This window comes from Methylobacterium sp. 174MFSha1.1 (assembly GCF_900116815.1).
Classification (GTDB): Bacteria; Pseudomonadota; Alphaproteobacteria; order Rhizobiales; family Beijerinckiaceae; genus Methylobacterium.
Genome location: NZ_FPCB01000009.1, coordinates 257104 through 279775, shown reverse-complemented (window position 1 = coordinate 279775; position 22672 = coordinate 257104). Strand labels below are relative to the sequence as shown.

16 protein-coding genes are annotated in these 22672 nt (G+C 71.6%); 3 read left to right on the top strand and 13 right to left on the bottom strand.

What is annotated here, in order from left to right:
• Positions 1-386: 386 nt before the first annotated feature.
• On the bottom strand, positions 387-1103 hold the full coding sequence (locus tag BM430_RS08915) for a chemotaxis protein (RefSeq protein ID WP_093566878.1): 717 nt from the start codon (positions 1101-1103) through the stop codon (positions 387-389).
• Positions 1104-1361: 258 nt separating this feature from the next.
• Between BM430_RS08915 and BM430_RS08910 the strand changes: the two genes are divergently transcribed.
• Positions 1362-2345 carry a L,D-transpeptidase gene (locus BM430_RS08910; RefSeq protein ID WP_244539388.1) on the top strand — a complete coding sequence of 328 codons (984 nt, stop codon included), beginning with the start codon at positions 1362-1364 and terminating at the stop codon, positions 2343-2345.
• Positions 2346-2439: 94 nt separating this feature from the next.
• Here the strand turns inward: BM430_RS08910 and BM430_RS08905 are convergent, their stop codons facing one another.
• A complete protein-coding gene (locus BM430_RS08905) occupies positions 2440-3195 on the bottom strand; it encodes a DUF2076 domain-containing protein (protein WP_093566877.1) in 756 nt (251 codons plus the stop codon).
• Positions 3196-3462: 267 nt separating this feature from the next.
• Here BM430_RS08905 and BM430_RS08900 point away from each other — a divergent pair, with 267 nt between their 5' ends.
• Entirely contained in the window at positions 3463-5637 is a 2175-nt protein-coding gene (locus BM430_RS08900) for a malate synthase G (protein ID WP_093566876.1), read from the top strand.
• A 294-nt stretch (positions 5638-5931) separates the two neighbouring features.
• Here BM430_RS08900 and bcsS read toward each other — a convergent pair whose 3' ends face one another.
• The 6 genes from bcsS to BM430_RS08870 all read right to left on the bottom strand — a co-directional run bounded on the left by bcsS (position 5932) and on the right by BM430_RS08870 (position 15201).
• Positions 5932-6714 (bottom strand): cellulose biosynthesis protein BcsS, encoded by a 783-nt coding sequence (gene bcsS / locus BM430_RS08895; RefSeq protein WP_244539394.1) that lies wholly within the window; start codon positions 6712-6714, stop codon positions 5932-5934.
• Between the two features lie 509 nt (positions 6715-7223).
• Complete coding sequence (locus BM430_RS08890) at positions 7224-9689, bottom strand: response regulator (RefSeq protein WP_093566903.1); 2466 nt, start codon at positions 9687-9689, stop codon at positions 7224-7226.
• A gap of 172 nt (positions 9690-9861) precedes the next feature.
• A complete protein-coding gene (locus BM430_RS08885; RefSeq protein WP_093566874.1) occupies positions 9862-10182 on the bottom strand; it encodes a helix-turn-helix domain-containing transcriptional regulator in 321 nt (106 codons plus the stop codon).
• A 368-nt stretch (positions 10183-10550) separates the two neighbouring features.
• On the bottom strand, positions 10551-11786 hold the full coding sequence (locus tag BM430_RS08880; RefSeq protein ID WP_093566873.1) for a hypothetical protein: 1236 nt from the start codon (positions 11784-11786) through the stop codon (positions 10551-10553).
• Positions 11783-13786 carry a GumC family protein gene (locus BM430_RS08875; protein WP_177302985.1) on the bottom strand — a complete coding sequence of 668 codons (2004 nt, stop codon included), beginning with the start codon at positions 13784-13786 and terminating at the stop codon, positions 11783-11785. The genes BM430_RS08880 and BM430_RS08875 overlap by 4 nt, the downstream gene beginning before the upstream one ends.
• A 230-nt stretch (positions 13787-14016) precedes the next feature.
• Positions 14017-15201, bottom strand: a complete 1185-nt coding sequence (locus BM430_RS08870) for an acyltransferase family protein (RefSeq protein ID WP_093566871.1) — start codon at positions 15199-15201, stop codon at positions 14017-14019.
• 219 nt (positions 15202-15420) lie between these two features.
• Between BM430_RS08870 and BM430_RS08865 the strand changes: the two genes are divergently transcribed.
• On the top strand, positions 15421-15675 hold the full coding sequence (locus tag BM430_RS08865) for an acyl carrier protein (protein ID WP_093566870.1): 255 nt from the start codon (positions 15421-15423) through the stop codon (positions 15673-15675).
• 374 nt (positions 15676-16049) lie between these two features.
• Here the strand turns inward: BM430_RS08865 and BM430_RS08860 are convergent, their stop codons facing one another.
• From BM430_RS08860 to nth, 5 genes are all read right to left on the bottom strand, one after another.
• Positions 16050-16427 carry a hypothetical protein gene (locus tag BM430_RS08860; RefSeq protein WP_177302984.1) on the bottom strand — a complete coding sequence of 126 codons (378 nt, stop codon included), beginning with the start codon at positions 16425-16427 and terminating at the stop codon, positions 16050-16052.
• Positions 16428-16450: 23 nt separating this feature from the next.
• The gene (locus BM430_RS08855; RefSeq protein WP_093566869.1) at positions 16451-19588 is read right to left on the bottom strand and encodes an efflux RND transporter permease subunit; all 3138 of its coding nucleotides are present in this window, start codon (positions 19586-19588) and stop codon (positions 16451-16453) included.
• 13 nt (positions 19589-19601) lie between these two features.
• Complete coding sequence (locus BM430_RS08850) at positions 19602-21329, bottom strand: efflux RND transporter periplasmic adaptor subunit (RefSeq protein ID WP_093566868.1); 1728 nt, start codon at positions 21327-21329, stop codon at positions 19602-19604.
• 88 nt (positions 21330-21417) lie between these two features.
• Positions 21418-21867, bottom strand: a complete 450-nt coding sequence (locus BM430_RS08845; protein ID WP_093566867.1) for a hypothetical protein — start codon at positions 21865-21867, stop codon at positions 21418-21420.
• A gap of 49 nt (positions 21868-21916) precedes the next feature.
• Entirely contained in the window at positions 21917-22672 is a 756-nt protein-coding gene (gene nth, locus BM430_RS08840; RefSeq protein ID WP_093566866.1) for an endonuclease III, read from the bottom strand.

Sequence of the window (22672 nt, the reverse complement as noted above, 5' to 3'; positions counted from 1 at the left end):
CGCCGCCGCTTGAGGAGCGGCGGGACGCGACCTTCGGTGAGCAAGGAGCTGTAAGCACGGCCAAGGCCAGAGCAGGATGAGGGACCTGGGACCAGGACACTCCGCCACGTCATCGCGCGTCACAGCGCGTCGGGATGTTGGGAGCCTGGTTCTTCGCAAGGAACGCTTGTGCGCACCCCTTGGTGGCCCGCCGTCGTCCTCGTCGCATCAACCGCGGCGGCACGACGGCATCAGAGGCCGGATACATGACTGCTCCTGAACCGACTGGCTCAAACCGATGCTCACAAACCCTTGCGAAACGGGGGCCGTCCATACATGACATCGAGGGTTTGAAATTCGTCGGCTGGCCCTTGAAGCGCCGGCGCCCCGACGCCGCCCGCCGCCCGTCAGTCGAACAGCGCGTCGATGTCGGTCTGGTCGACGTGGCCCGGATCCTCGTCGAGCTTCGGCCCGTTGAGCAGGCTGCTCTCGTCGTCGATGCTGACACCGGCGCGCTCGCCGATCAGGTCCTTGAAGGCCTCCAGGCCGCCCCAGGCCTCGATCATCCGGTCGATGTGGTCCTCGACGAACTTCAGCACGCTGACGATCTTGCTGATGCGCTGGCCGGTCAGGTCCTGGAAGTTGCAGGCCTCGTAGAGCACCACGGTGCGCTCGAGGATCGCGTCGACGTCGGAATGATCCTTGAGCCCGCCGGTCGAGCGCAGCACCGAGGCGTGGGTCTCGATGTCCTCGACCGCCGCCAGGATCGTGGTGGTGGCCCGCTCGGTGGCGTCGACCACGGCGTCCAGCTCGCCGGCGGCGCGGCGCACGCCCTTGCCGTCGAAATCCTGCCGGTGCAGCACCGCGATCTCGTGCTTGGTCCGGCCGATCGCGGCCTTCATCACGTCGAGCTCGTTGCGCATGCCGTAGATCTCGGCCATCTCCCGCCGGCAGGCGTCGATCACGTCGCCGGTGGTGGTCTCGGTCAGGCGCTTGAGTTCGTTGACCGTCGCCAGGATCTCGGAGATCCGCTCGTCGTTGATCGAGACCGGCGGGGGCGCCGCCTCGACGGGAACGGAAGCAACCCCGAGACTGTCCTCGATGCGGAAGCGCTTGTTCTTCATGGGTCCGAGAGAGCCTGCAGCCGCGGCCGCATCGCACGGCCCACACGGGCCAATGTCCCCAACATTGATTGCGATTTGCTGAATGCCTGGAGGGGGCTTGTGCCCGCGGTGACGAACGATTCACCGTGAGGCCGAATTAATGATTCACCACAAGGATTTAGCGAAACGCTCACCACGTTCCTTCACCGTCCGGTCTCGGCGGCCCTGCTCTCCTGCCGCCATCGCCGGGATGCGGCAGGGGTTGCGGGGACGGGTGCGATGGTGGTGCGCGGGATGGTGCTGGCCGGGGCGATCGCGGCCGGTCTCGGAACGGGTCTCGGAACGCTGCCGGCCCTGGCGCAGGGAGCGCCCGGATCCTATGGCGGCGGCTTCATCGAGTACCTGATGACCGGGCAGGACCCGACCTACGCCGCCCGCCCGCTGCGCCCCGCGCCGGTCGCCCCGGACGGCACGATCCTGCCGGGCCGCGGCTACCGGCAGGCCGGCCCCGTCGCCGGCGTCTACGGGGCGCCGCCGGCCTATGCCCGCACCGCGGGCTACGCCGCCGCCGGCACGTCGGGCGCCCAGGTCGGCTACGAGCCGGTCGTGCCCGGGGTCTCGCTGCATTCCGGCGACCCGGTGCCGGCGCAGGCCTATCCGCGCCAAGCCTACGCGCCGCAAGCCTACGCCCAGCCTCCGGTCTACGCCCAGCCCCAACCCACCCAGGCCTACGCTCCCGACCCGTTCGAGGCGCCTCGCGGGCGCCCGGTCCCGGCCGCGATGCCGGAGGCCCGGGAGGAGGGGATCGGCCGGGCGATGGACCCGCGCTTCCAGCGCCAGGAGGTCGCCTATGACGGCGGGCAGCGGCCCGGCACCATCGTGATCGACACGCCGTCGCGCTTCCTCTACCTGGTCCAGCCCGGCGGCCGGGCCCTGCGCTACGGCATCGGCGTCGGCCGGCCGGGCTTCACCTGGTCGGGCATGAAGACGGTCAGCGCCAAGCGCGAATGGCCGGACTGGACGCCCCCCGCCGAGATGCTGCGCCGCCGCCCCGACCTGCCGCGCCATATGGCCGGCGGTCCCGCCAACCCGCTCGGCGCCCGCGCCCTCTATCTCGGTTCGTCGCTCTACCGCATCCACGGCACCAACGAGCCGCACACGATCGGCCAGTCGGTCTCCTCGGGCTGCATCCGGATGATGAACGAGGACGTGACCGACCTCTACGAGCGCGTGCCGGTCGGCGCCCGCGTGCAGGTGATCTGATCATCGGGTGATCTGAGGACACGGTCACCCGACATGAAGAAGGCCCCGCCGCGTCGCCGCGGCGGGGCCCCCTCGGAACCGGAGCGACGGCCGATCAGACCCAGTCGTCGCTGCCGCTGTCGCCCATGTCGCCGTCGAAGGAGGCGTCCTGGAAGCCGGCATCGTCGCCGCCGAGGGGGGCGCCGAAATCCTCGCTGCCGCCCTGGTTGCCGAAGTAGTTGTTCTCGACGACCGTGCCGCCCGCCGCGCCGGCGCCCCCGAGGCCCGCCATGCTGCCGAGCGACGAGTGGCCGCCCGCGAAGGCGTTGCTGAGGGCGCTGCCGAGCAGCATGCCGCCGGCCGCGCCCGCCGCCATCGGCAGGGCCGTGGCGAGGAAGCCGCCGCCGCCGCGCTGCGGCGCCTGCTGACCGGCCCAGGGACCGCCCTGCTGCGGGCCGCCGTAGCCGGGTTGCTGCGGCGGATAGCCCTGCGGGCCACCGTAGCCCGGCTGGGGCTGCTGGCCGTAGCCGCCCTGGTTGCCCCAGGCACCGCCACGCTGCGGCGGTTGCTGCGGCTCGGGCCGCGACCCGCCGCCGAAGATGCTGGAGAAGAAGCCGCCGCCGCCGGCGCCCTGGCCGGCACCCTGGCCGCCGCGCTGGGCCTCGGCCCGGGCCTGCTCGAGCTGCTGGTTGAGACTCTTGATCGCCTCCTCCTGCACGTAGACGAGCTGCGCCATGGCGTAGGGGGCGTAGGGCTGGGCGCGGATCTTGTCGGCGATGAAGCGCTCCGCGTCGGCATCGCGGGGCTGCTGCGCGGCCTGCTCCAGTCGCTGGAATATGCCGTTGATGACGTCGCGTTCTTCGCTGTTCATGGAGCCGTACTCCTTCGGTTGCCGGCGGGCCGGCGCCCACGAGATGGGAGGGGGGCCGGTGTTTGTCACGGGGAGGCAACGCCCGAGCGGGGCATTTTCGCTCCCACACAACATTACGTTTTCGACAGGTCGTCTCATCCCGGGATATCCCCGGCCGGCGCGACGGACGCCGGCTTGCGCCCGTGCGCCGGCTTTCTGGTCTCCGCGTCGCCTGTTAAGGGGGGCGCGAAGACGCGGCACGTGCGGATGCCCGCGGGAGGAAATCGGATGGATCGCAAGACGGTCGGTGGCGTGTCGGTGGCCTCGGTGCTGCACGATTTCGTGGTCGAGGAAGCCCTGCCGGGGACCGGGATCGGCCCGGAGGCGTTCTGGAACGGCCTGTCGGCCATCGTGCGCGACTTAGGGCCCCGCAACCGCGCCCTGCTCGAGACCCGCGACGCGATCCAGGAGAAGATCGACGCCTGGCACCGCGAGCGGGTCGGCAAGCCGGTGGACGAGGCGGCCTACAAGGCGTTCCTCACCCAGATCGGCTACCTCCTGCCCGATCCCGGCCCGGTCCAGGTGCGCACCGACAACGTCGACGACGAAATCGCCACCATCGCGGGTCCCCAGCTCGTGGTCCCGACCTCGAACGCCCGCTACGCGCTCAACGCCGCCAATGCCCGCTGGGGCTCGCTCTACGACGCGCTCTACGGCACCGACGCGGTGTCGGAGGAGGGCGGCGCGACCCGGGGCGGCGGCTACAACCGCACCCGGGGCGCCCGGGTGGTGGCGCGCGCCCGCGCCTTCCTCGACCGCACCCTGCCGCTCGCCGGCGGCCGTCACGCCGACGTGGTGACCTACGCGGTGGAGGGCGGCCAGCTCGTCGGCAACATGAATACCGGCGACACGATCCCGCTCGCCCGGCCCGAGGCCTTCGCGGGCTATCGCGGCAAGGCCACCTCGCCCACGGCCCTGCTGCTGCGCCACCACGGCCTGCACGTCGAGATCGTGCTCGACCGCACCCATCGGATCGGCCGCTTCGACGCATCGGGCGTCGCCGACATCGTGATCGAGTCGGCGGTCTCGACCATCATGGACCTCGAGGATTCGGTCGCGGCGGTCGATGCCGAGGACAAGGTCGTGGTCTACCGCAACTGGCTCGGCCTGATGAACGGCAGCCTCTCGGCCCCGGTCGAGAAGGACGGCCGCCGCTTCGAGCGCAAGCTCAACCCCGACCGCACCTACACCGCCCCCGACGGCCAGGGCGAGGTCAGCGTGCCCGGCCGCTCGCTGATGCTGGTGCGCAATGTCGGCCACCACATGTTCACCGATGCGGTGCTCGACGAGTCCGGCGCCGAGGTGCCGGAGGGCATCGTCGACGCCGCCGTCACGGCGCTGATCGCGATCCACGACCTCAGGAGCCCATCCGGCATCCGCAACAGCCGCCGCGGCTCGGTCTACATCGTCAAGCCGAAGATGCACGGGCCGGAAGAGGTCGCCTTCGCGGTCGAGCTGTTCACCCGCGTCGAGGCGATGCTGGGCCTCAAGCCCAACACCCTCAAGATGGGCATCATGGACGAGGAGCGCCGCACCACGGTGAACCTCGCCGCCTGCATCAAGGCGGCGGCGGAGCGGGTGGTGTTCATCAATACCGGCTTCCTCGACCGCACCGGCGACGAGATCCACACCTCGATGGAGGCCGGTCCGGTCATCCGCAAGAACGACATGAAGGGCACGCCCTGGATCAAGGGCTACGAGGAGAACAACGTCGATGTCGGCCTCGCCTGCGGCCTGCTCGGCCGGGCGCAGATCGGCAAGGGCATGTGGGCGGCGCCCGACGCCATGGCCGACATGCTGATGCAGAAGGGCGCCCACCCGAAGGCCGGCGCCTCGACCGCCTGGGTGCCCTCGCCGACGGCCGCGACGCTCCACGCGCTGCACTACCACGAGACCGACGTGAAGGCCCGCCAGCAGGAGCTGGCGCGCCGGCCGCGCTCGGCCCTCGACGAGATCCTGCAGGTGCCGCTCGCCCGCTCGAACTTCGCCCCCGACGACGTGCAGCAGGAGATCGACAACAACGTCCAGAGCATCCTCGGCTACGTCGTGCGCTGGATCGACCAGGGCGTCGGCTGCTCCAAGGTGCCGGACATCCACGACGTGGCGCTGATGGAGGACCGCGCGACGCTGCGCATCTCGTCCCAGCACATCGCCAACTGGCTGCACCATCGCGTGGTGTCGGAGGCGCAGGTGATGGAGACGATGAAGCGCATGGCCCAGGTGGTCGACCGCCAGAATGCCGGCGATCCGCTCTACCGGCCGATGGCGCCGGGTTTCGACGGGCCGGCCTTCCAGGCGGCCTGCGACCTGGTGTTCAAGGGCCGCGTCCAGCCCAACGGCTACACCGAGTACGTGCTGCACGCCCGGCGCCGCGAGGCCAAGGCGGCCGGCGCGCCGGCCTGATCGGACGGGGGAGGGGCGTCCGGCCAGCCGGGCGCCCGTGCTCGTCTGAGAAGTTGGCCGGAAAGGACAAGGGTTTCGTCGGCGTGCTCGACAGTCCTGACACACTAAGGGTCATTCCGGGGCCGCGCAGCGGAGCCCGGAATCCAGAACCGCCGATCGTTCAGGATCGGGCGGAGATCGTTCCGCTTCCTTCCGAAACACCTGTGTTTCTGGATTCCGGGCTCCGCTTTCGCGGCCCCGGAATGACCCGGAGCGTGATCGGTCTGTAGAGGCTGATCGAACAGGCCGAGAGACTTAAAAATTCGCCCGCGCCTCGATGCTCGAATAGTACCCCGAGCCCTGGACCCGGTCCTGCACGTAGCCCGCCGCCAGCGACATCTGCACCGGCCCGAACTTCACGCCCGAGAGATGGGCGCCGATCCGGTACTGGCGGAAAAAGTCGTCGCCGAGGAACAGCGCCTCGGGGCCGATATAGACGCCGTCGGCGACCATGTAGCCGACGCGCAGGCGGGAATAGTAGGCGTTGAACTTGGTCGAGTAGGAGCCATAGGCCGACACCATCGTGCGGTCGGTGGGGTTGGCGTAGAAATTCGCGGCGACGCGCAAACCGATCCCGGTGCCGACCACCGGGTTGCCCGGATCGACGACCGAGAGCTGGTTGCTGCGCACGTTGAAGCCGATGAAGCCGGCGAGCGCCGCGTCGCGCCACACCCACTCGTAGCCGGCCATCGCCGAGCCTTCCTGCTGGTAGCCCGTCACCCGCGAGGCGACGGCCTGGCCCGGATAGGAATAGGTGCCGGCGATGGCCTCGACCCGCACCCGCGGGCCGCTCTGACTCGGCGAGCCGGCGAGCGGCGCCGTCACGGTGATCGAGCCGAAGGCCGAACTGTTGGAGGTGACGCTGGTCGAGCCGTCGACGGCGATCGCCCAGCTGTCGTCGACCGCCTGGGTCTGCGCGCCGGTGTACCAGTCGGCGTCGGTGCCCGGCGCCCTCAGGTCCGCCGCCCGGGCCGGAGCGGCCGCGGCGAGAACGGCGAGGCTCACGCCGCCGACGAGGCCGAGTGTTCGTGACTGAATCGAGGCAATCAACGCCGCCTCCTGAACTGGTTACCGAAACGTTGTGCACTGATTTATGCAACGAGACGGTTAAAATTTATTGTCCTGCAACGGAGGTTAGGTCGGCAATTTTTGCCTACGGAATTTTCCGACGAAGCGGAGACCGGCTCGTCGAAGAAAGTGCGGCGAAATCAAAGACCTGGAGCGCCAGCCGATCGCAGCTTACAATACAAGACATCGGCGCGGAGCCCGGCTCGCGTGAGCCGGCCGACCGGACAACCTCCGCGTCATCCCGGGGCTCGCCGACAGGCGAGAACCCGGGATCCATAACCGCTGACGATGCCGAATCAGGCGGATTGCGTTCCGCTTCGGCCTGAGATCTCGGCGGTTATGGATCCCGGGTTCCGCTGTCGCGGCCCCGGGATGACAGAGAGGGTTTCATTGTCGTCGGCTGACGCATGTCGGGATCCGGTGTCGCTGTCGTGTACCGTGTCGCAACGCGCTCGGCTGGGACGCCGGGCCTGCGCCGGTCAGGCGGCGAGCACGGCGGCGAGGTCTTCGCGCCGGAATGGCTTGTCGAGCTGGAGGAAGCGGCGGGCCGCCTGGGGCAGCTGGCCGTGCGGGCTCGCCAGGATGACGCGGATGCCCGGATGGCGCTCGACCACGGTGGCGGCGAGCTGGAGGCCGGTCATCACCGGCATCGCCTGGTCGGCGATCATCGCGTCGAAGGCGGCGTCGCGGGCCAGAAGTTCGAGGGCGTGCTCGCCGGAGGCGGCCTGGACCACGTCATGGCCGAGCTCGGCCAGGGCCTCGACGAGGCTGGCGCGCACGAGGCTGTCGCTCTCGACGAGCAGGATGCGCAACGCGGCCTGCGGCGCCGGACCGGCAAGGGCCGCCTGGCGCGGATCGGCGCGGCCGGCCGTCGTCTTCCGCGCCTCGGCCGGACGCGTCTCGGCGGGCAACCACGCCTCGGCCAGGAACGCGTCCGCGCCGCACCCGTCGCTGAGGACGCGCCAGCCCCCGCCGCCGGCGCGCAGGAGCCGCCCGACGGTGTCGAGCGCCTGGATCTGCGGCCGCGCGGCGGCGCCCGGGAGGCGGCGCCCGCTGGCGAACAGCACGCGCAGGGCCGGGCCCTCCGGCATGCCGGGCACCGGGGCCAGGTCGGCCGCGTGCTCGGCCGCCCCGACCGCGAAGCCGTGCAGGCCGAGGTCGCGGATGTGGAAGGCGAGGTTGAGCAGCACCAGTTCGACCAGCCGCTCGCCGCAGGCCGCCCGGGGCAGGTCGTCGGGGATGCGGGTGACGAGCGGCGCGTCGCGCAGGACGTTGGCCTGCAGGAAGGGCAGGAACGCCGCCACGGTCGCGGCGAGGTCGGAGGAGGCGAGCTCCGCCGGGGGTGCGTCGCCGGCGAGGTCGCCGCCGCGCACCAGGCCGAGCAGGCGCCGGGTGAGCGCCGCCCCGCGCTGGGCGCCGGCGAGCGCCGCGTCGGTCAGCGCCGCCTGGCGCGGGTCGAGGCCGGTCTGGCGCCGCAGCACGCCGAGATTGGCCAGCACCACCGTGAGCACGTCGTTGAAGTCGTGGACGATGCCGTCGGTGACCCGGCGCAGGACGACGTTGCGCCGCCGCTCGTTGGCGCCCGCCGGGGTGTCGGCGGGCGCGCCCTCGCGGATCGTCCGGCTGAGGGCGTGGACCCGGACCCGGCCGGCGGCGTCGCGGCCGCGCAGGAGCCGCACCAGCAGGCGGCGGCCGGATTCGGGCCCCGGCCCGCTCGTGCGCAGAACCACGTCGTGGGGGCCGTCCGCCCCGAGCGCCGCCTTCAGGGTGAGGTCGAGGAGGGGGCGGTCGGCGGGCTCGAACCGGGCGGCGAGATCGGCCATCGTCGCGACGCGGTCGGCGCCCGCCAGGGCGCCGGCGCCGTCAGGGTCCGACCAGACGACCTGCCGGGTCTCGGGATCGATCTCCCAGCAGGTCCAGCCCGACATCGCCTCGAAGGTGTGCAGGCGGCCGCGCACCCGGTCGAGGCCGGTCCCGGCCCCGGCGAGCCGGGCGTCGAGGCTCTGGGCCCGGTCGCGGACGGTGCCGGCGATCGCCGCGATCTCGCGTACCCGCGACACCGGAGCCTCGCCGCCGGTCTCGTCGGCGGTGCCGGCGTCTTCGGCGAGCCGGCGCAGGCGCGCCGAGACCCGCCCGCCCAGGGCGTGGCCGAGGCCGCCGGCGGCGAGCACCAGGGCAAGGCCGAGGGCGATCAGGCGCGGGTCGGGCCCGGCGGGCCGGAGCGGGATCGCGGGCGCGGAGGCGGTGACGAGCCAGCCGGGGCTGGCGATGTCGCGGCTGCCGCGGGTGGGCGCGGCCTCGTGCGGCCGGGGATCGTCGGCGGCCGGCAGCGGGCCGACGAGCGCCCGGCCGTCCGCCCCCGCCACCGCGAAGCGGAGGGCCTCGCCCGCGCCGAGCGCCCGGCGGACCCGCTCGCCGATCCCCTCGAAATAGGCCGGGCTCGCGCGCAGCACGAGGCGGTCCGACCGCCCGGGCTGGCCGAGCGCCAGGGTCAGAGCGAAGGGCGCCTCCTCGGGTCCGGCCGCCACCGCGACCTGTGCGGTGCGGGCGACGACGCGGTCGATCCGCGTCCCGCCGGGCCCGCCCGCGGCGCGCAAGGCGCCGTCGGGGCCGAGCAGGGCGGCGTCGCGGTAGCGCGGATTGAGGGCGAGCCAGTCCTGCAGCCGGCCCGCGCGCCAGGAATCGGCTAAGGAGGCATCGTCGAGGCGCAGGAGCAGGGCGGCGTTGCGGGCGTCGTTGATCGAGGCGCTCAACTCCTCGTCGAGGGCGTCGGCATAGGCGCGGGCGGCCTGGACGAGATTTTGGGCGAGCGCGGGCCGCTCGGGCACCGGCGCGGTGCCGGAGAGGGCGCCGCCGAACCAGGCCAGCCCGAAGGCGGCCGCCGCCACCGTGGCGAGCTGGGCCGCGTTCAGCACCTTGAGCGAGATCCGGACCGAGTCCAGCATGAACGGGTTCCACGGCGCGCCCGCGGCCACCGGCCGGACGGACGGGACCCACGCGCCGTATCCTGGACGGATCTGTGCTTAAGGCGGAGTTAACGCCGCTCCGTCTGTCGTGTGGACAGCGACCCCGTCGCCGGCTTGCGTCGAGCGGTTCCCGGGGCCGGGCGGCAACGATTCAGCCGGCGGCGGCCGAGACCACGAGATGCACGCCCGTCGTCTTCTGGACGGCGTGCAGCACGCCGAACAGGTTGCTGGCGGTCGGGTTGCCGGCCGGGCTCAGCATCCGCATCAGGCTCTTGGAGGAGGTGCCGGTTTCCTCGGCCAGGCGCTCGAAGCCGATCGTCGCGTTGATAAAGTCGCGCAGGACCGCCTTGCCGGTATCGAGATCACCGGCGAGCAACAGGTCGACGGCTTCGGTGAGCAGGGCATCGCGGAAGGCAGGATCGCGCTCGGCGCGCGCCTTGATCGTGTCCTTGAAGCTGCGGGTCAGGGCCATCACACCTCCCTCCTGCGTCGCTTGTACTCTGCCCAGTGCGCCAGCGCGGTGCCCAATGAGAACCATTCCGAACGACTGATTTTCCTGTCGGATCTTGAGCGCGGGATCCCCTCTCCCGTGTGGGAGAGGGGTAGGGGTGAGGGTGGCTCGGCTTCAGGATGAATCACCAAGCGTCGAGCTGCGCAGCTCTACGGTTCAGGGTCATTGCGGCAACCGAGCCACCCTCACCCCTGTCCCCTCTCCCAAACGGGAGAGGGGGACCCGCGCTAGATCCATAAACTTCGACTATTGCAAAGGGTGCAGACGATCACCGACTAGTTTCACCCACGACGGACAGCGAGCCCAGTGAACAACTCATATGTTACCAGTCAAGATGCCGCCCGCTCGATCTCCGGCTCCGCCCCGTCCGCCGCCCCCATCATGAACCACACCAGCGCCGCGGTCTTGATCGAGTACGGCGAGTCGCTGATGACGAGGAGCAGGCAGAGATAGATCGCCATGGCGCAGCGCAGGCGCCAACCGTCGGGGTTGCGGGCCGGCATCAGGACGAACAGGCCCCAGGCCACCAGCGCGCCCGCCACCCCGAGCTGGGTGAGGGTGTAGGCGTAGCCGGAATCCGACAGGAACATCTTGTCGGGCATGATGCCCCACACGCCCTCGGGCGGCAGGGAGGTGATGAGGAGCGCGGCCCAGAGCAGGCGGCCCGCCATGTCGTTCTGCCAGCTCGTCTGCAGGCTCTCGAAGCCGTAGACCGCGAGCGCGAGCAGGATCGTGAAGGGCAGGGCGAACCAGAGCAGGCGCGGCAGGCGGTACCCCACCAGCATCGCCCCGGCGATCGCCACGCAGACATAGGCGCCGAAGCGCGCATCGGCCAGGATGATGGTGACGGCGGCGCAGAGGAACAGCCAGGTCCGCCCGCGCATGGTGCGGCGGTAGAGCGCCCAGGCGAACAGGACGGCGCCGAAATTGCCGGCCGAGACCGGTTCGAGGAAGACCGACGAGACCCGGTGCGGCCCGAGGAAGGGCAGGATGGTGCGCGAATCCGGCCGGATGCCGGAGGTGAACAGCGAGCCGGTCAGCTCGCTGATCTCCGCCGCCGACATGCTGCCGCGGGCGACGTAGTAGCGCACGATGTTGAAGTATTGCTGGTAGACGTCGAACAGGCCGTACTCGAACAGGCCCATCACCACCACGATGCCGCCGCTCGCCAGCACCGCCCGGTCGGCGTCGCGCAAGGACGGGCTGCGGGTGCCGAGGCAGTAGAACACGACCGGAATCAGGAAGTCGCGGATGCCCTTGACGTCGGTGTTGCCGCGTAAGGTCACGAGCAGGAGCCCGTAGGTCACCAGCCCGGCGAGGACGAGCCACGGGCCCGGCCGCTCGTCGAGGGCGAATCCGAGGGTGACCGCGATGATCGCCACCTCGGCGCCCATGACGGTGCCGCCGCTGACCGGGAATCCGGCGGTGTTGAGGAAGCAGAGGGCGGCGTTGAAGACCAGCGCGCCGATGAGCACCGCGGTGGCGATCCGGCCCTGGAAGGGCGCGCGCCAATCGGCGGCGGGCGAGGCCGCCGGATGCAGGCCGGCCGTCAGGCCGCCGGTCATGCCGCGCGCACCTGGCCGGTCACTTGGCTGGTCACCTGGCCGGCCATTTGCCCTGTCACTTGCCGCGCCGGCGCCCGCTTGCGCCGGGCCAGGGCCCGCCGCGGCTCGACCGTGACGAGGCCGAACAGGCCCTTCGCCCGGAAGCGGCCGGCGCCGTCGAGGGTTTCGAGCAGGCGCTCCAGGCGGCCCCGGGTCATCCGGCCGGGGGCGACGACGAGGAGGATCGCGTCGGAGGTCTCGGGGATCGAGAGCCAGCCGTCGCCGCGGGTGACGTCCCGCTCCGCCACGATGATCTCGGGCCGGGCCAGGCGCTCTCCCCCGCGGGCGGGGTCGATGACGGCGAGCCGGCCGCGCAAGGGCGCGTCGGTGTGCGGGCCGTCGCCGAAGCCGAGGCGGGCATGGGCCTGCTCGGGCACCATCAGGGCCGGCTCGCCGAGGCGGATCAGCAGGTCGGTGAGGACCTCCGCCGCGTGCAGGCACTCGGGCCCGAGCCCGTCCGCGGCCACGGTCACGATCACCGGCTGGCCGCGGCCGGCGAAGCGGTTGCGCAGCTCGCGCGCCGCGGTGACCAGGGCCTCCTCGGCGCTGGCGCCGCCGCGGCCCCGCCGCTGCAGGCGCGCCCAGACCGGCGCCGCGGCGCCGAACCCGGAGACCGTGGTGATGTTGCCGCGCCAGAGGTCGTAGAGGAAGGCGAGGATCAGCCCGAGCACGGCGCCGAACAGGCCGGCGGCCACCACCACGACCGGGGCCGGGGTGTCGGAAGGCTTCAGCGGCGGGGTGGCGCGCGAGACGATCTGCGAGTTGCTCGGGTTGATCGATTGCTGCTGCTCGAGGTCCTTCGTCCGGTCGAGGACGAGGTTGTAGGTGCGCCGGATCGCCTCCGCCTCGCTCTCGAGCTGGCGCAGGCGGATGCCCTCCTGGTTGCTGCTGGTCTGGTTCTGGATCAGCCGCTCGGCCCGGCCGCGCAGCTGGCGCAGGGATTCCTCGGCCCGGCGCAGGTCCTCCTCGATGGTGCGGCGGATCCGGTCGGCCTCCAGGGCGATCAGCCGCGCGGTCGCGGCGCGCTGGGCGGAGAGCGCGATCATCTGCGGGTGGTTCGGCCCGAGGCTGCGCGACAGGGTCGCGGTCTCCTGGAGGGTCTGGGCGTATTGCGTGCGCAGCGAGACCATGACAGGCGAGGTGTCGCTCTCCGGCACCGCCTGGACCTGACCGTCGGGCGCCCGCAGCTGCTGCACCTGCTCGCGCCGGGAGGACAGCCGGGCGACGTTGGTCTCCGCGACGGTGATCTGGGCGTAGAGCTCCTTGAGCTGCTGCGACACCAGGAGGCCGGCCTCGCCCGAGCCGATCAGGCCCTTCTCGGCCCGGTAGCGCTCCACCGCCACGTCGGCCCGGTTGAGCTGGGCGCGCAGGTCGGCGGCCTGGGTCAGCAGCGCCTCGTTGGCCCGGCGCACCACCGAGACCCGGTCCCGGGCGCCGACCTCGAAGAACTGCGCCGCGACGGTGTTGGCGATCTCGGCCGCGCGCCGCGCGTCGGGATAGGCGACCGTGAGCTGGAAGTTGAACGAGTTGTCGACCCGGCGCACCACGATGCGCTTGCGCAAAGCTTCGAGCGCCACGACGGCCGGATCGGCGCCGGGCGGGGCGCCGCGGATCAGCACCGGATCCTCCGCCAGCCCGAGCTGCGCGATCACCGGGTCGAGGATCTTGCCCGAGAGCAGGACCAGCCCCTGGCTCTCGAGATTCGCGAAATCGAGCTGGGCCGGGGCATCCGGGCGCGACAGGCCGCGCCCGACGATCTGGAGCGCCTGCGGGTCGATCAACAGCTCGACCGTGGCGCGGTAGGTCGGCACCTGCCGGAGCGCGTAGAGTCCGCCGAGCGACGCCATCACCCCGGCGCTCGCGACGATCCACACCGCGCGCCGGCGGGCCGATCCCCACAGATCCACCAGCGTGCCGCCGGTCCTGCGGGGGGTGAGCGCGGCGGACTCTGCCGTCGACATCTGGTGTCCCTGCCTCATGCGACTTGACTGTCCGGCACTGCGGACATCGACTCCGCTCGTCCGTCACGCGGGTCGATCGCGGACTCCCTCGGAAGTCGTCTCCCGACGGGGCCCGCTCCTCGACCATCCCTGAACCGGCAGGGCACGGTGAGGAACTTAGTCGCGGTTCGGTTACCGATCCGCCAGCCGTTTCCGCCGGTTGGCCATCCCAAACTGAGACAGGGGTTCCTCTAGCGTGGAGCCATGGCGGCCACGGCCGCCGGAGTCCGGGCGGTGGGCGCGGCGAGGCCGGCATCGACGCGCTTGAACCAGGCGAGCGAGGGGCGCTCGATCACGCGGTGGGTGAGGGCGGCCAGCGGCACCGTGAGCGCCACCAGGGCGGCCGCGGCCGCGAGGTTGGCGGCGCCGGAGCCGAGATCGACGAGGTGCTCGTGACCGAGGACCGTCGTGAGGGACAGGCCGGTGCGCGCCTCGACCGCGTGGACCGCCGTGACGAAGACCTGGATCATCGGCAGGTGCAGGAGGTAGATCGAGAACGACCACCGGCCGAGGCGCTGGGGCCCCCGCGCGCGGGCGAGGTCCGACACGGCGCCGCCCTGGTGCGAGAACAGCGCGATCGCCGCGGCGAAGGCGAGGCTCGCGCCGTAGCCGAGGGGGCCGGGGCTTGAGAGCAGCACCAGGGCCGGCAGGGCGAGGAGGGCCAGGATCTCGGCCGGGGTCGCGAGGCGGCGCTGCAGGCGCAGCGCGTCGCGCAAGGTGTAGGCGAGGCAGCCGAGGAAGAGGTCGAACAGGCAGCGCACGATGCCGAAATTCTGGATCACGAACAGCGTGCGCGGGCTCACCCACCACAGGGCAAGGGCGCTCGCGCCGGCGAGCCCGGCGAAGACGAGGCGCCGCCGGGGGCCCGCCGCCATCACGATCGCGGCCAGGACGAGCGAGGCCCAGAACTCGACCGCGATGCTCCAGGACGGGAAGTTCCAGCTGTACTCGCCGAAGGTGCGGAAGTTCTGCAGGAACAGGAGGTGGGTGACGATCTCGACCGGGCGGTGCTCGGGCCCGAAGGGCGGCGTCGCGCCCGGCGCGCCGGCATGGTGCGAGAGGGCGAGGAAGCGGACCCCTTCGATCAGGACCAGGAGCCCGAGCGTCGCGGCGTGCAGCGGCCAGAGCCGGCCGAACCGCATCAGCCCGAAGCGGAGAACCTGCCGGCCCGTCGCGAGGCGGTCGCCGTAGGCGTGCAGCAGCACGAAGCCCGACAGCACGAAGAAGACGTCGACGCAGAATTGCAGGTTCGGGAACCAGGCCTGCTGCTGCCACGGATGCGCGAGCGGCATGTGGAAGAACGCGACCGCGAGCGCGCAGACGCCCCGCCCTGCATCCAGCGCCTCGAACCTTTCCGACCCCTCGCGCCCGCGCATCGCCTGCCACCCGTGCCGTTCTCGAACAGACCTGTCCGGTCCGGGGATGCCGGGCCGAGCCTCGCGCCCCGGGGCGCAGGATCGGTGCCGGGTCCACCTGTTGTGAGTGCTAACAAGATGGTCACCATGGTACGCGGTGGTCCGCCGGCCTCGCGGATTAGGTTTGATTTCAGGTTTGTATCTCTCTAACGCTGAAACAGTACAGAGCGAGGTCGAGCGATGGCGTCTGCCCAGGAGATCCGGACGATTCTGGCCCAGCACGGCGGGCTCGCCCGGACCATCGACCGCCTCTCGGACGACGATTGCTTGTTCGACAACGGTCTCGACTCGTTCGGCGCGGTCCAGGTGATGATGGACCTGGAAGAGCATTTCGGGGTCGAGTTCCCGGAGCACCTGCTCAGCCGCGACTCCTTCTCGACCTTGCGCAACATCCAGGCTCTGGTGGCGGGACAGGTGCTGCGTCAGGCGGCGTGAGGGGGTTTTCGCCATCGAACTGATCGCCTGTTCGACTGGCCTCTATCGGTTCCCACACCCTCATCGTCATTCCGGGGCCGCGAAAGCGGAGCCCGGAATCCATAACCGCTGACGTGGGAGAAGGAGACGGATCGCGTTCCGCCTCACCCCGATCCGTCAGCGGATATGGATCCCGGGTTCTGCTTTCGCGGCCCCGGGATGACGAGGAGGGCGGAAATTCCGCCGGCCAACTCGAACAGACCCTGGCACTCTCCGCTCTTTCCCGGACGACTGAAACGAAGTGGAAGGAGATCCGGGAAAGGGGAGGGGCGGCCATGGATGGGCGCGAGGGCGAGAGCCCCCAACGCGCCGACCCGCCGAAAGCCTTCCTCCGCTCAGTTGAACTTGCCGCTCGCCGCCGCGCCGTCCGGCCCGGTGATCTGCACCACGCCCTTCGGATTCGCGCCGAGCACCACCTCGGCCTCGCCGGTGAGGCGCGCGGCTTTGGGCGTCAGGACCACGCGGGCGGGCTTGCCGCCGACGACCAGGATCGCCGTGCCCTTGAAGCCGGCCGGGGACAAAGCCGTCTCCTTGGCGTCGTAGATCGTGACCTCGACGGTCCGGTCCTTCGTCACCAGTTCGATGTGGTAGGGCCCGGCATCGGCGATTCGGCCGCCATTGTGCCCGGTCCCGTCATGGGCGCAGGCGTGGCGCGCGCAGAGCGGCAGGGCGAGGGCCAGGGCGCCGGCGGTGAGGATCTTTCGGATCGGCATCGTGTCTCTCTCGGTGAGGGGGATCAGTAGAGGTCGGCCGGCGCGGCACCCGCGGGCGCCGTGCCCGTCGCGGTCTCCCGCGCCGCCATCAGGCGCTCCAGGGGCTTGCGGCCGAAGCGCAGCAGCAGCACCGGGGTCAGCAGCGCGTCGAGGAGGGTGGCGCTGACGAGACCGCCGAAGATCGTCACCGCGACCGGGTGCAGGATCTCCTTGCCGGGGCTCGCCGCGTCGTAAAGGAGCGGCACCAGGGCAACGCCGGCGGAGAGCGCGGTCATCAGCACCGGGGTCAGCCGCTCCAGGCTCGCCCGCACCACGAGGTCGGGGCCGAACGGCACGCCCTCGTGGAGGGCGAGGTTCAGGGTGTGGCTGACCTTGAGAATGCCGTTGCGGGCCGCGATGCCGGTGAGAGTGATGAAGCCGATCATCGAGGCGACAGAGAGCGGCTGCCCAGCGAGCCACAGGGCCGCCACCGAGCCGACCAGCGCCAGCGGCACGCTGCCGAGGATGATCAGCGCCAGGGCGCCCGAGCGGTAGCGGCTGGTGAGCAGCGCGAAGATCAGTCCCAGGGAGACCAGCGACAGCGCCCCGATGGTCCGGGTCGCCTCCTCCTGCGCCTGAAACGTGCCCTCCAGGCTGGCGAAGACGCCCGGCGGCAGGGTCTCGGCGGCGAGTACCGCGCGGATCGCCGCGACGATTCCCGTCATGTCGGACCCCGCCGTGGTGTTCGCCATCACGACGAGGCGCCGGCGGCCGTTCTCGCGCAGGATCTGGTTCGGGCCGTCGGTCTCGCGGATGTCGGCGACCTGGCGCGCCGGCACCCAGCCCGACGGCGTCTCGATCAGGAGGTCCCCGAGTCCCGCGGTGGTGCGCTGCGCCTCGGGCAGGCGCAGGACGACGTCGAAGCGGCGGTAGCCGTCGACCACCGTCGAGACGAGGCGCCCGTTGGAGAGCCGGCTGATCTGCTCAACGATCGCCGCCGGCTGCACGCCGTAGAGCGCCGCCCGGCCGTAATCGACCCGGATCTCGAGTTGCGGGATCCGCACCTGCTTCTCGACCTGGAGGTCGGCGAGGCCGGGAATCGCCCGCATCCGCTCCTGCAGGCTCGCCGCCACGCGGCGCAAGCCATCCAGGTCCTCGCCGAAGATCTTCAGGGCGATCTCGGCCCGGACGCCGGACAGCATGTGGTCGAGCCGGTGCGAGATCGGCTGGCCGACATTGACCGAGACCGGCAGCGCCGCGAGCCGGTTGCGGATCTCGGCCACCAGTTCCGCCTTCGGCCGGCTGCCGCCTTTGAGCGCCACCTCCAGATCGGAGGAATGGACGCCCTCCGCGTGCTCGTCGAGCTCGGCCCGGCCGGTGCGCCGGCCGACCGCCGCCACCTCCGGGATCTCCATCAGGAGGCGTTCGGCGATCGCGCCGACCCGGCTGCTCTCAGGTAGCGAGATGCCGGGGGTGAAGGCCATGGTGACGGTGAACGAGCCCTCGTTGAACGGCGGCAGGAAGGCCCGCGGCAGCTGCGAGGCGGCGAGGCCCGCGCCCACCACCAGCGCCGCCACCGCGCCGACGAGGATCCGCTGGTGGCGGAACACGACGTCCAAGGCGGCGGCGTTGGCGCGCTTGAGCGCGCGGATGAAGCGGCTCTCGTGCTCCGCGAGGCTCTTCATCCCGGGCAGGAGCCAGGAGGCGAGGACCGGCGTCAGGGTGATCGAGACGACGAGGCTCGCCAGGATCGACACGATGTAGGCCTGGCCGAGCGGCGCGAAGAGCCGCCCCTCGATGCCCGAGAGGGCGAAGAGCGGCACGAAGACCAGCACGATGATCGCGGTCGCGTAGACGATGCCGGAGCGCACCTCGTTCGAGGCCGAGACCACGACCTCGAACACCGAGCGCGGGTTACCGGCGGCCCGGTTCTCGCGCAGGCGGCGAAAGATGTTCTCGACGTCGACCACCGCGTCGTCGACGAGCTCGCCGATCGCGATGGCGAGGCCCCCGAGGGTCATGGTGTTGATCGACAGCCCGAGCAGATGGAACACCAGGGCCGTCGTCAGGATCGAGACGGGGATGGCGGTCAGCGAAATCAGGGTGGTGCGGACGTTCAGTAGGAAGCAGAACAGCACGATCGCCACCACGGCGATCGCCTCGACCAGGACCCGCTCGACATTGGCGATCGAGGTCTCGATGAAGTCGGCCTGGCGGAACAGGATCTTGTCGGCGGAGATGCCGGCGGGCAGCGAGGGCGCGATGTCCTTCAGCGCCGCCTCGATGCTGCGGGTGAGCGCCACGGTGTCAACGTCGGGCTGCTTCTCGACCGAGACGATCACCGCCGGCTTGCCCTGGTAGCCGCCCTCGCCGCGCTTGGCCTTGGCCGCGAAGGAGACCTCCGCCACCTGGCGCAGGCGCACCGGCGCGTTGCCCGAGGCCCCCACCACGAGGTCGCGCAGGTCCTCCAGGCTCATCGTGCGGGCGATGTTCCGGATCAGGTACTCGCGGGAATACTGGTCGGTGAAGCCGCCGCCGGCATTGGTGCCGAATTGCTGCAAGGCCGCGTCGAGCTGGGCGTTGCTCACGCCGAGCGCCCGCATCGCCGCCGGGTTCGGGGCGACGCGGAACTGGCGCACCTCGCCGCCGATCGGGATCACCTGCGCCACGCCCGGCACGGTGAGCAGGCGCGGGCGCAGCACGAAGTCGGCGGTCTCGCGCAGCTCCATCGGCGACAGGGTCTCGCCCGTCACCGCGATCAGCAGCACCTGGCCCATGATCGAGGAGACCGGGCCCATCTGCGAGGTCACCCCGCGGGGGAGCTGGTCCTGGACCAGGGCGAGCCGCTCGCCGACCTGCTGGCGGTTGCGGTAGATGTCGGTGCCCCAGGCGAACTCGACGTAGATCACCGAGAGGCCGACTCCCGAGACCGAGCGCAGCCGGGTCACCCCGGGCAGGCCGTTGAGCCGGGTCTCGATCGGATAGGTCACCATCTGCTCGACCTCCGGGGGCGCGTAGCCCTCGGCCTCGGTCATGATCGTGACGGTGGGGCGGTTGAGGTCGGGGAAGACGTCGACCGGCAGCCGCGTCAGGCTGAACGCCCCGTAGAGCACCAGCACGGCGGCGACCGCCAGGACCAGGAGGCGGTTGCGCAGGGATTGCGTGACCAGGAAGGAGAACATCTCGGGTCTCTCCTTACCGGACCTGATCCAGGAGCTCGGCGCCCTGGATCACCACGCGGGTGCCGGGAGTCACCCCGGCCTCGACCAGCACCCGCGCCCCGTCGAGGGGCGCGACCCGCACGGGCCGCGCCTCGTAGCGCTCGGCGGCTGTGTGGGCGTAGACCACGTCCTGGCCGTTGGCGGTGCGCACCACGCTCGCCCGCGGCAGGGCGAGGCCGCTCTGCTCGGCGTCGGTCGCGGCGAGCACGGTGACGAACTGGCCGACCCGCAGGCCCTCCGATCCGCCCCGGATCGCGAACTGGACCGGGATCGCCTGGTTGCGGTCGGCGAGCCCCGCGCCCTGGTAGGCGAGCGGCAGGCTGCGCCCGTCGGCGAGCCGCGCGGTGGCGTCGGACGCCGGCGTCAGGGCGTCGAAGCTCAGGGCCTCGACCCAGAGTTTTCCCGGATCGACGATCTGGAACACCATCTGGCCGGGAGCGGCCATCTGGCCGGCGACCGCGGCGGCTTCCGCGATCACCCCGCCGACGGGTGCGACCAGCACCTCGGGCTCCTGGCGGATGCGGTCGAGGGCGCCGCGGCGGTCCTTGAGGCCTTTGAGCTCGTCCTGCGCCTCGTCGAGCTGGACCTGCGAGACCGCGCCGCCGGGGGCGAGCTTGAGGTAGCGGTCGACCCGGCGCTGGACGATGGCGATCTGCTGGTCCAGTTCGCCCTGGCGCTGGCGCATGTCGGAGAGATCGACCCGCTGCACCGGCGGCGTGACGAGGGCCAGGACCTCGCCCGGGCGGACCTTGGTGCCCAGCCGCGGGAAGCTGCCCGAGGGCGGCGGCGCCAGGCGCCCGCCGACGGAGGATTGCACCACGCCGCTGGCATTCGGGTCCGGGATGATCCGGCCGGGCAGCGATACTGTGCGCCGGAACGCACCCTCCGCGGCCATCTGCGTGCGCAGGGACAGCAGGCGCTGGGTCGGTTTAGGCACGAACACCGCCCCGTCGGGGAGGCGCTGGGCGAGGTCCGTGGGGGGCGGGACGAAGGCCGCCCGGGCCTCCGGATGTTCCCCTTCATGTGCGAAGGCGGTGGCGCCGAGCACCAGGGTCGCGGCCAGCACCAGCACGGCGAGAACCGGCGCGCGGCGCCCGGCCCGCATCAGCCCCATGGCGGCGAGGCCGAGCACGAAGCCGCCGGCGGCGGCGAGGCCGGCACCGGGATCGCGGGCGGCGAGACGGTCGGTCAGGCGCTCGGTGAGCGTGTGCAGCCAGCCTTCGCCCTCGTGCTCGTGCTTGGCTTCCGCCGCCTCGGCGGGCTTCGGCAGTGCCACGCTGAGCGCCAGCACGTCCACGTCGGACCCCGCCGTCACCGTGACGACGAGATCGAGGTAATCCTCCTTCGGGTCGCGCTTGGCGAGCCAGGGCGCGGGGAGGCGGTAGCTGCCGTCCGGGGCGGCCTCGGCCGTCGCGGGGCCGGCCGGCGTCTCGACCTCAAGGGTGGCGTCGGCGACCGGCTCGCCGGTGGCGAAGCGGTCGAGGTAGAGCACCAGGGCGTCGCCCCGGGGGACCGCCACCAGCTCGAAGGCGGCGGAGGCCGCCTCGCCGCGGGGCGCGATCGTCTTCGAGACCAGCGGCTGGGGCGCGCCGTGGTCGTGGCCCTCGTGGGCCTGTATCGGGGCGGACAGGAACGGCAGCGCCGCGAGGGCGAGCGCCACGGCCGGCACGCGCAACGCGGCCGGCAACCGGAACGGAAACATCGCAGGAGGAACCTTCGCGAGCGGACGTCGAGGAGCGTCCACGGACGACCTGCCCGTCAGGGCGGCGCGCCGGCGCGGGACGCGGGCGTCAGGCGAAGGGTCGTGGGGGTCTTGCCGGGGAATCCGGCGCGATGCCGGCGGGCAGCGCGTCCTCGGCCGTCGCGAGGCGGCGGGCCGGACGGGGGCTCGGGAACGCCGCCAGGCTCTCGGGCAGCAGGCCGGGCACGCAGCAGGAGGCACCCATCAGGCAGCACAGCCCGTTGCAGGGCCGGGCGGCGGGCGCCTCGTCGGGGTTCGCGGCGGTGAGGCGCGGACCTTGCGCGGCCACGCGCGCCTCGGTGAGCGTCAGCGCCGTCGCGGCGGCGGGCGCGTCCAGGGACGGGCCGCGATGGGCATGGCCCTGATGCGCGTGTCCCCGATGGGCATGTCCTTGATGAGCTTGCGCCGACGACACCCCGACCAGCGGCGCGCCGAGGCACGCGGCGATCATCACGATCACCACGGCGAGCAGGCGCGCGAGGGGGCGGAGCGGGGTCATGGTGAGAGGATAGCAGATTCCGGATCCGAGGGAAGCGCGGGTGCGAGCCTCAGCCCGGACCGGGCGTCTTGTCCGGGTAGCGGCAGAGGTCGGCGATCGGGCAGCGCCAGCATTCGGGCTTCCTCGCCTTGCAGACGTAGCGCCCGTGAAGGATCAGCCAGTGATGGGCGTTGAGGCGGTAGGGCTCCGGCACGATCGCCTCCAGCCCGGCCTGGACCTTGTCGGTGGTGGAGCCGGGGGCCAGCGGCACCCGGTTCGAGACCCGGAAGATGTGGGTGTCGACCGCGATGGTCGGCTCGCCGAACGCGACGTTGAGCACGACGCTCGCGGTCTTCTTGCCGACGCCGGGCAGGACCTCCAGGTGCTCGCGGGCGCGGGGCACTTCGCCGCCATGCTCCTCGATCAGGATGCGCGAGAGCGCGATGACGTTCTTGGCCTTGGTGTTGAACAGCCCGATGGTGCGGATGTGGTGCCGCACCGTCTCCTCGCCGAGCGCCAGCATCGCCGCCGGATTGTCCGCGAGGGCGAAGAGCGGCGCGGTGGCGAGGTTGACGCTCTTGTCGGTGGCCTGGGCCGAGAGCACCACCGCGACGAGCAGCGTGTAGGGGTTGATGTATTCGAGATCGGAGCGCGGCTCCGGGTTGGCGGCGCTCAACCGCGCGAAGATCTCGGCGAGCGTCGCGGCGTCGACCGGCTCCGGCGTGGTGGCACGGGCAGTGAGGGGTTTCACCAGCCCCGCTCTCGCGAGTCCCGCCTTCACAGGTGCGGTGATTTTGTCGGGGACGGGCGGCTTCCGGCGAGTCAT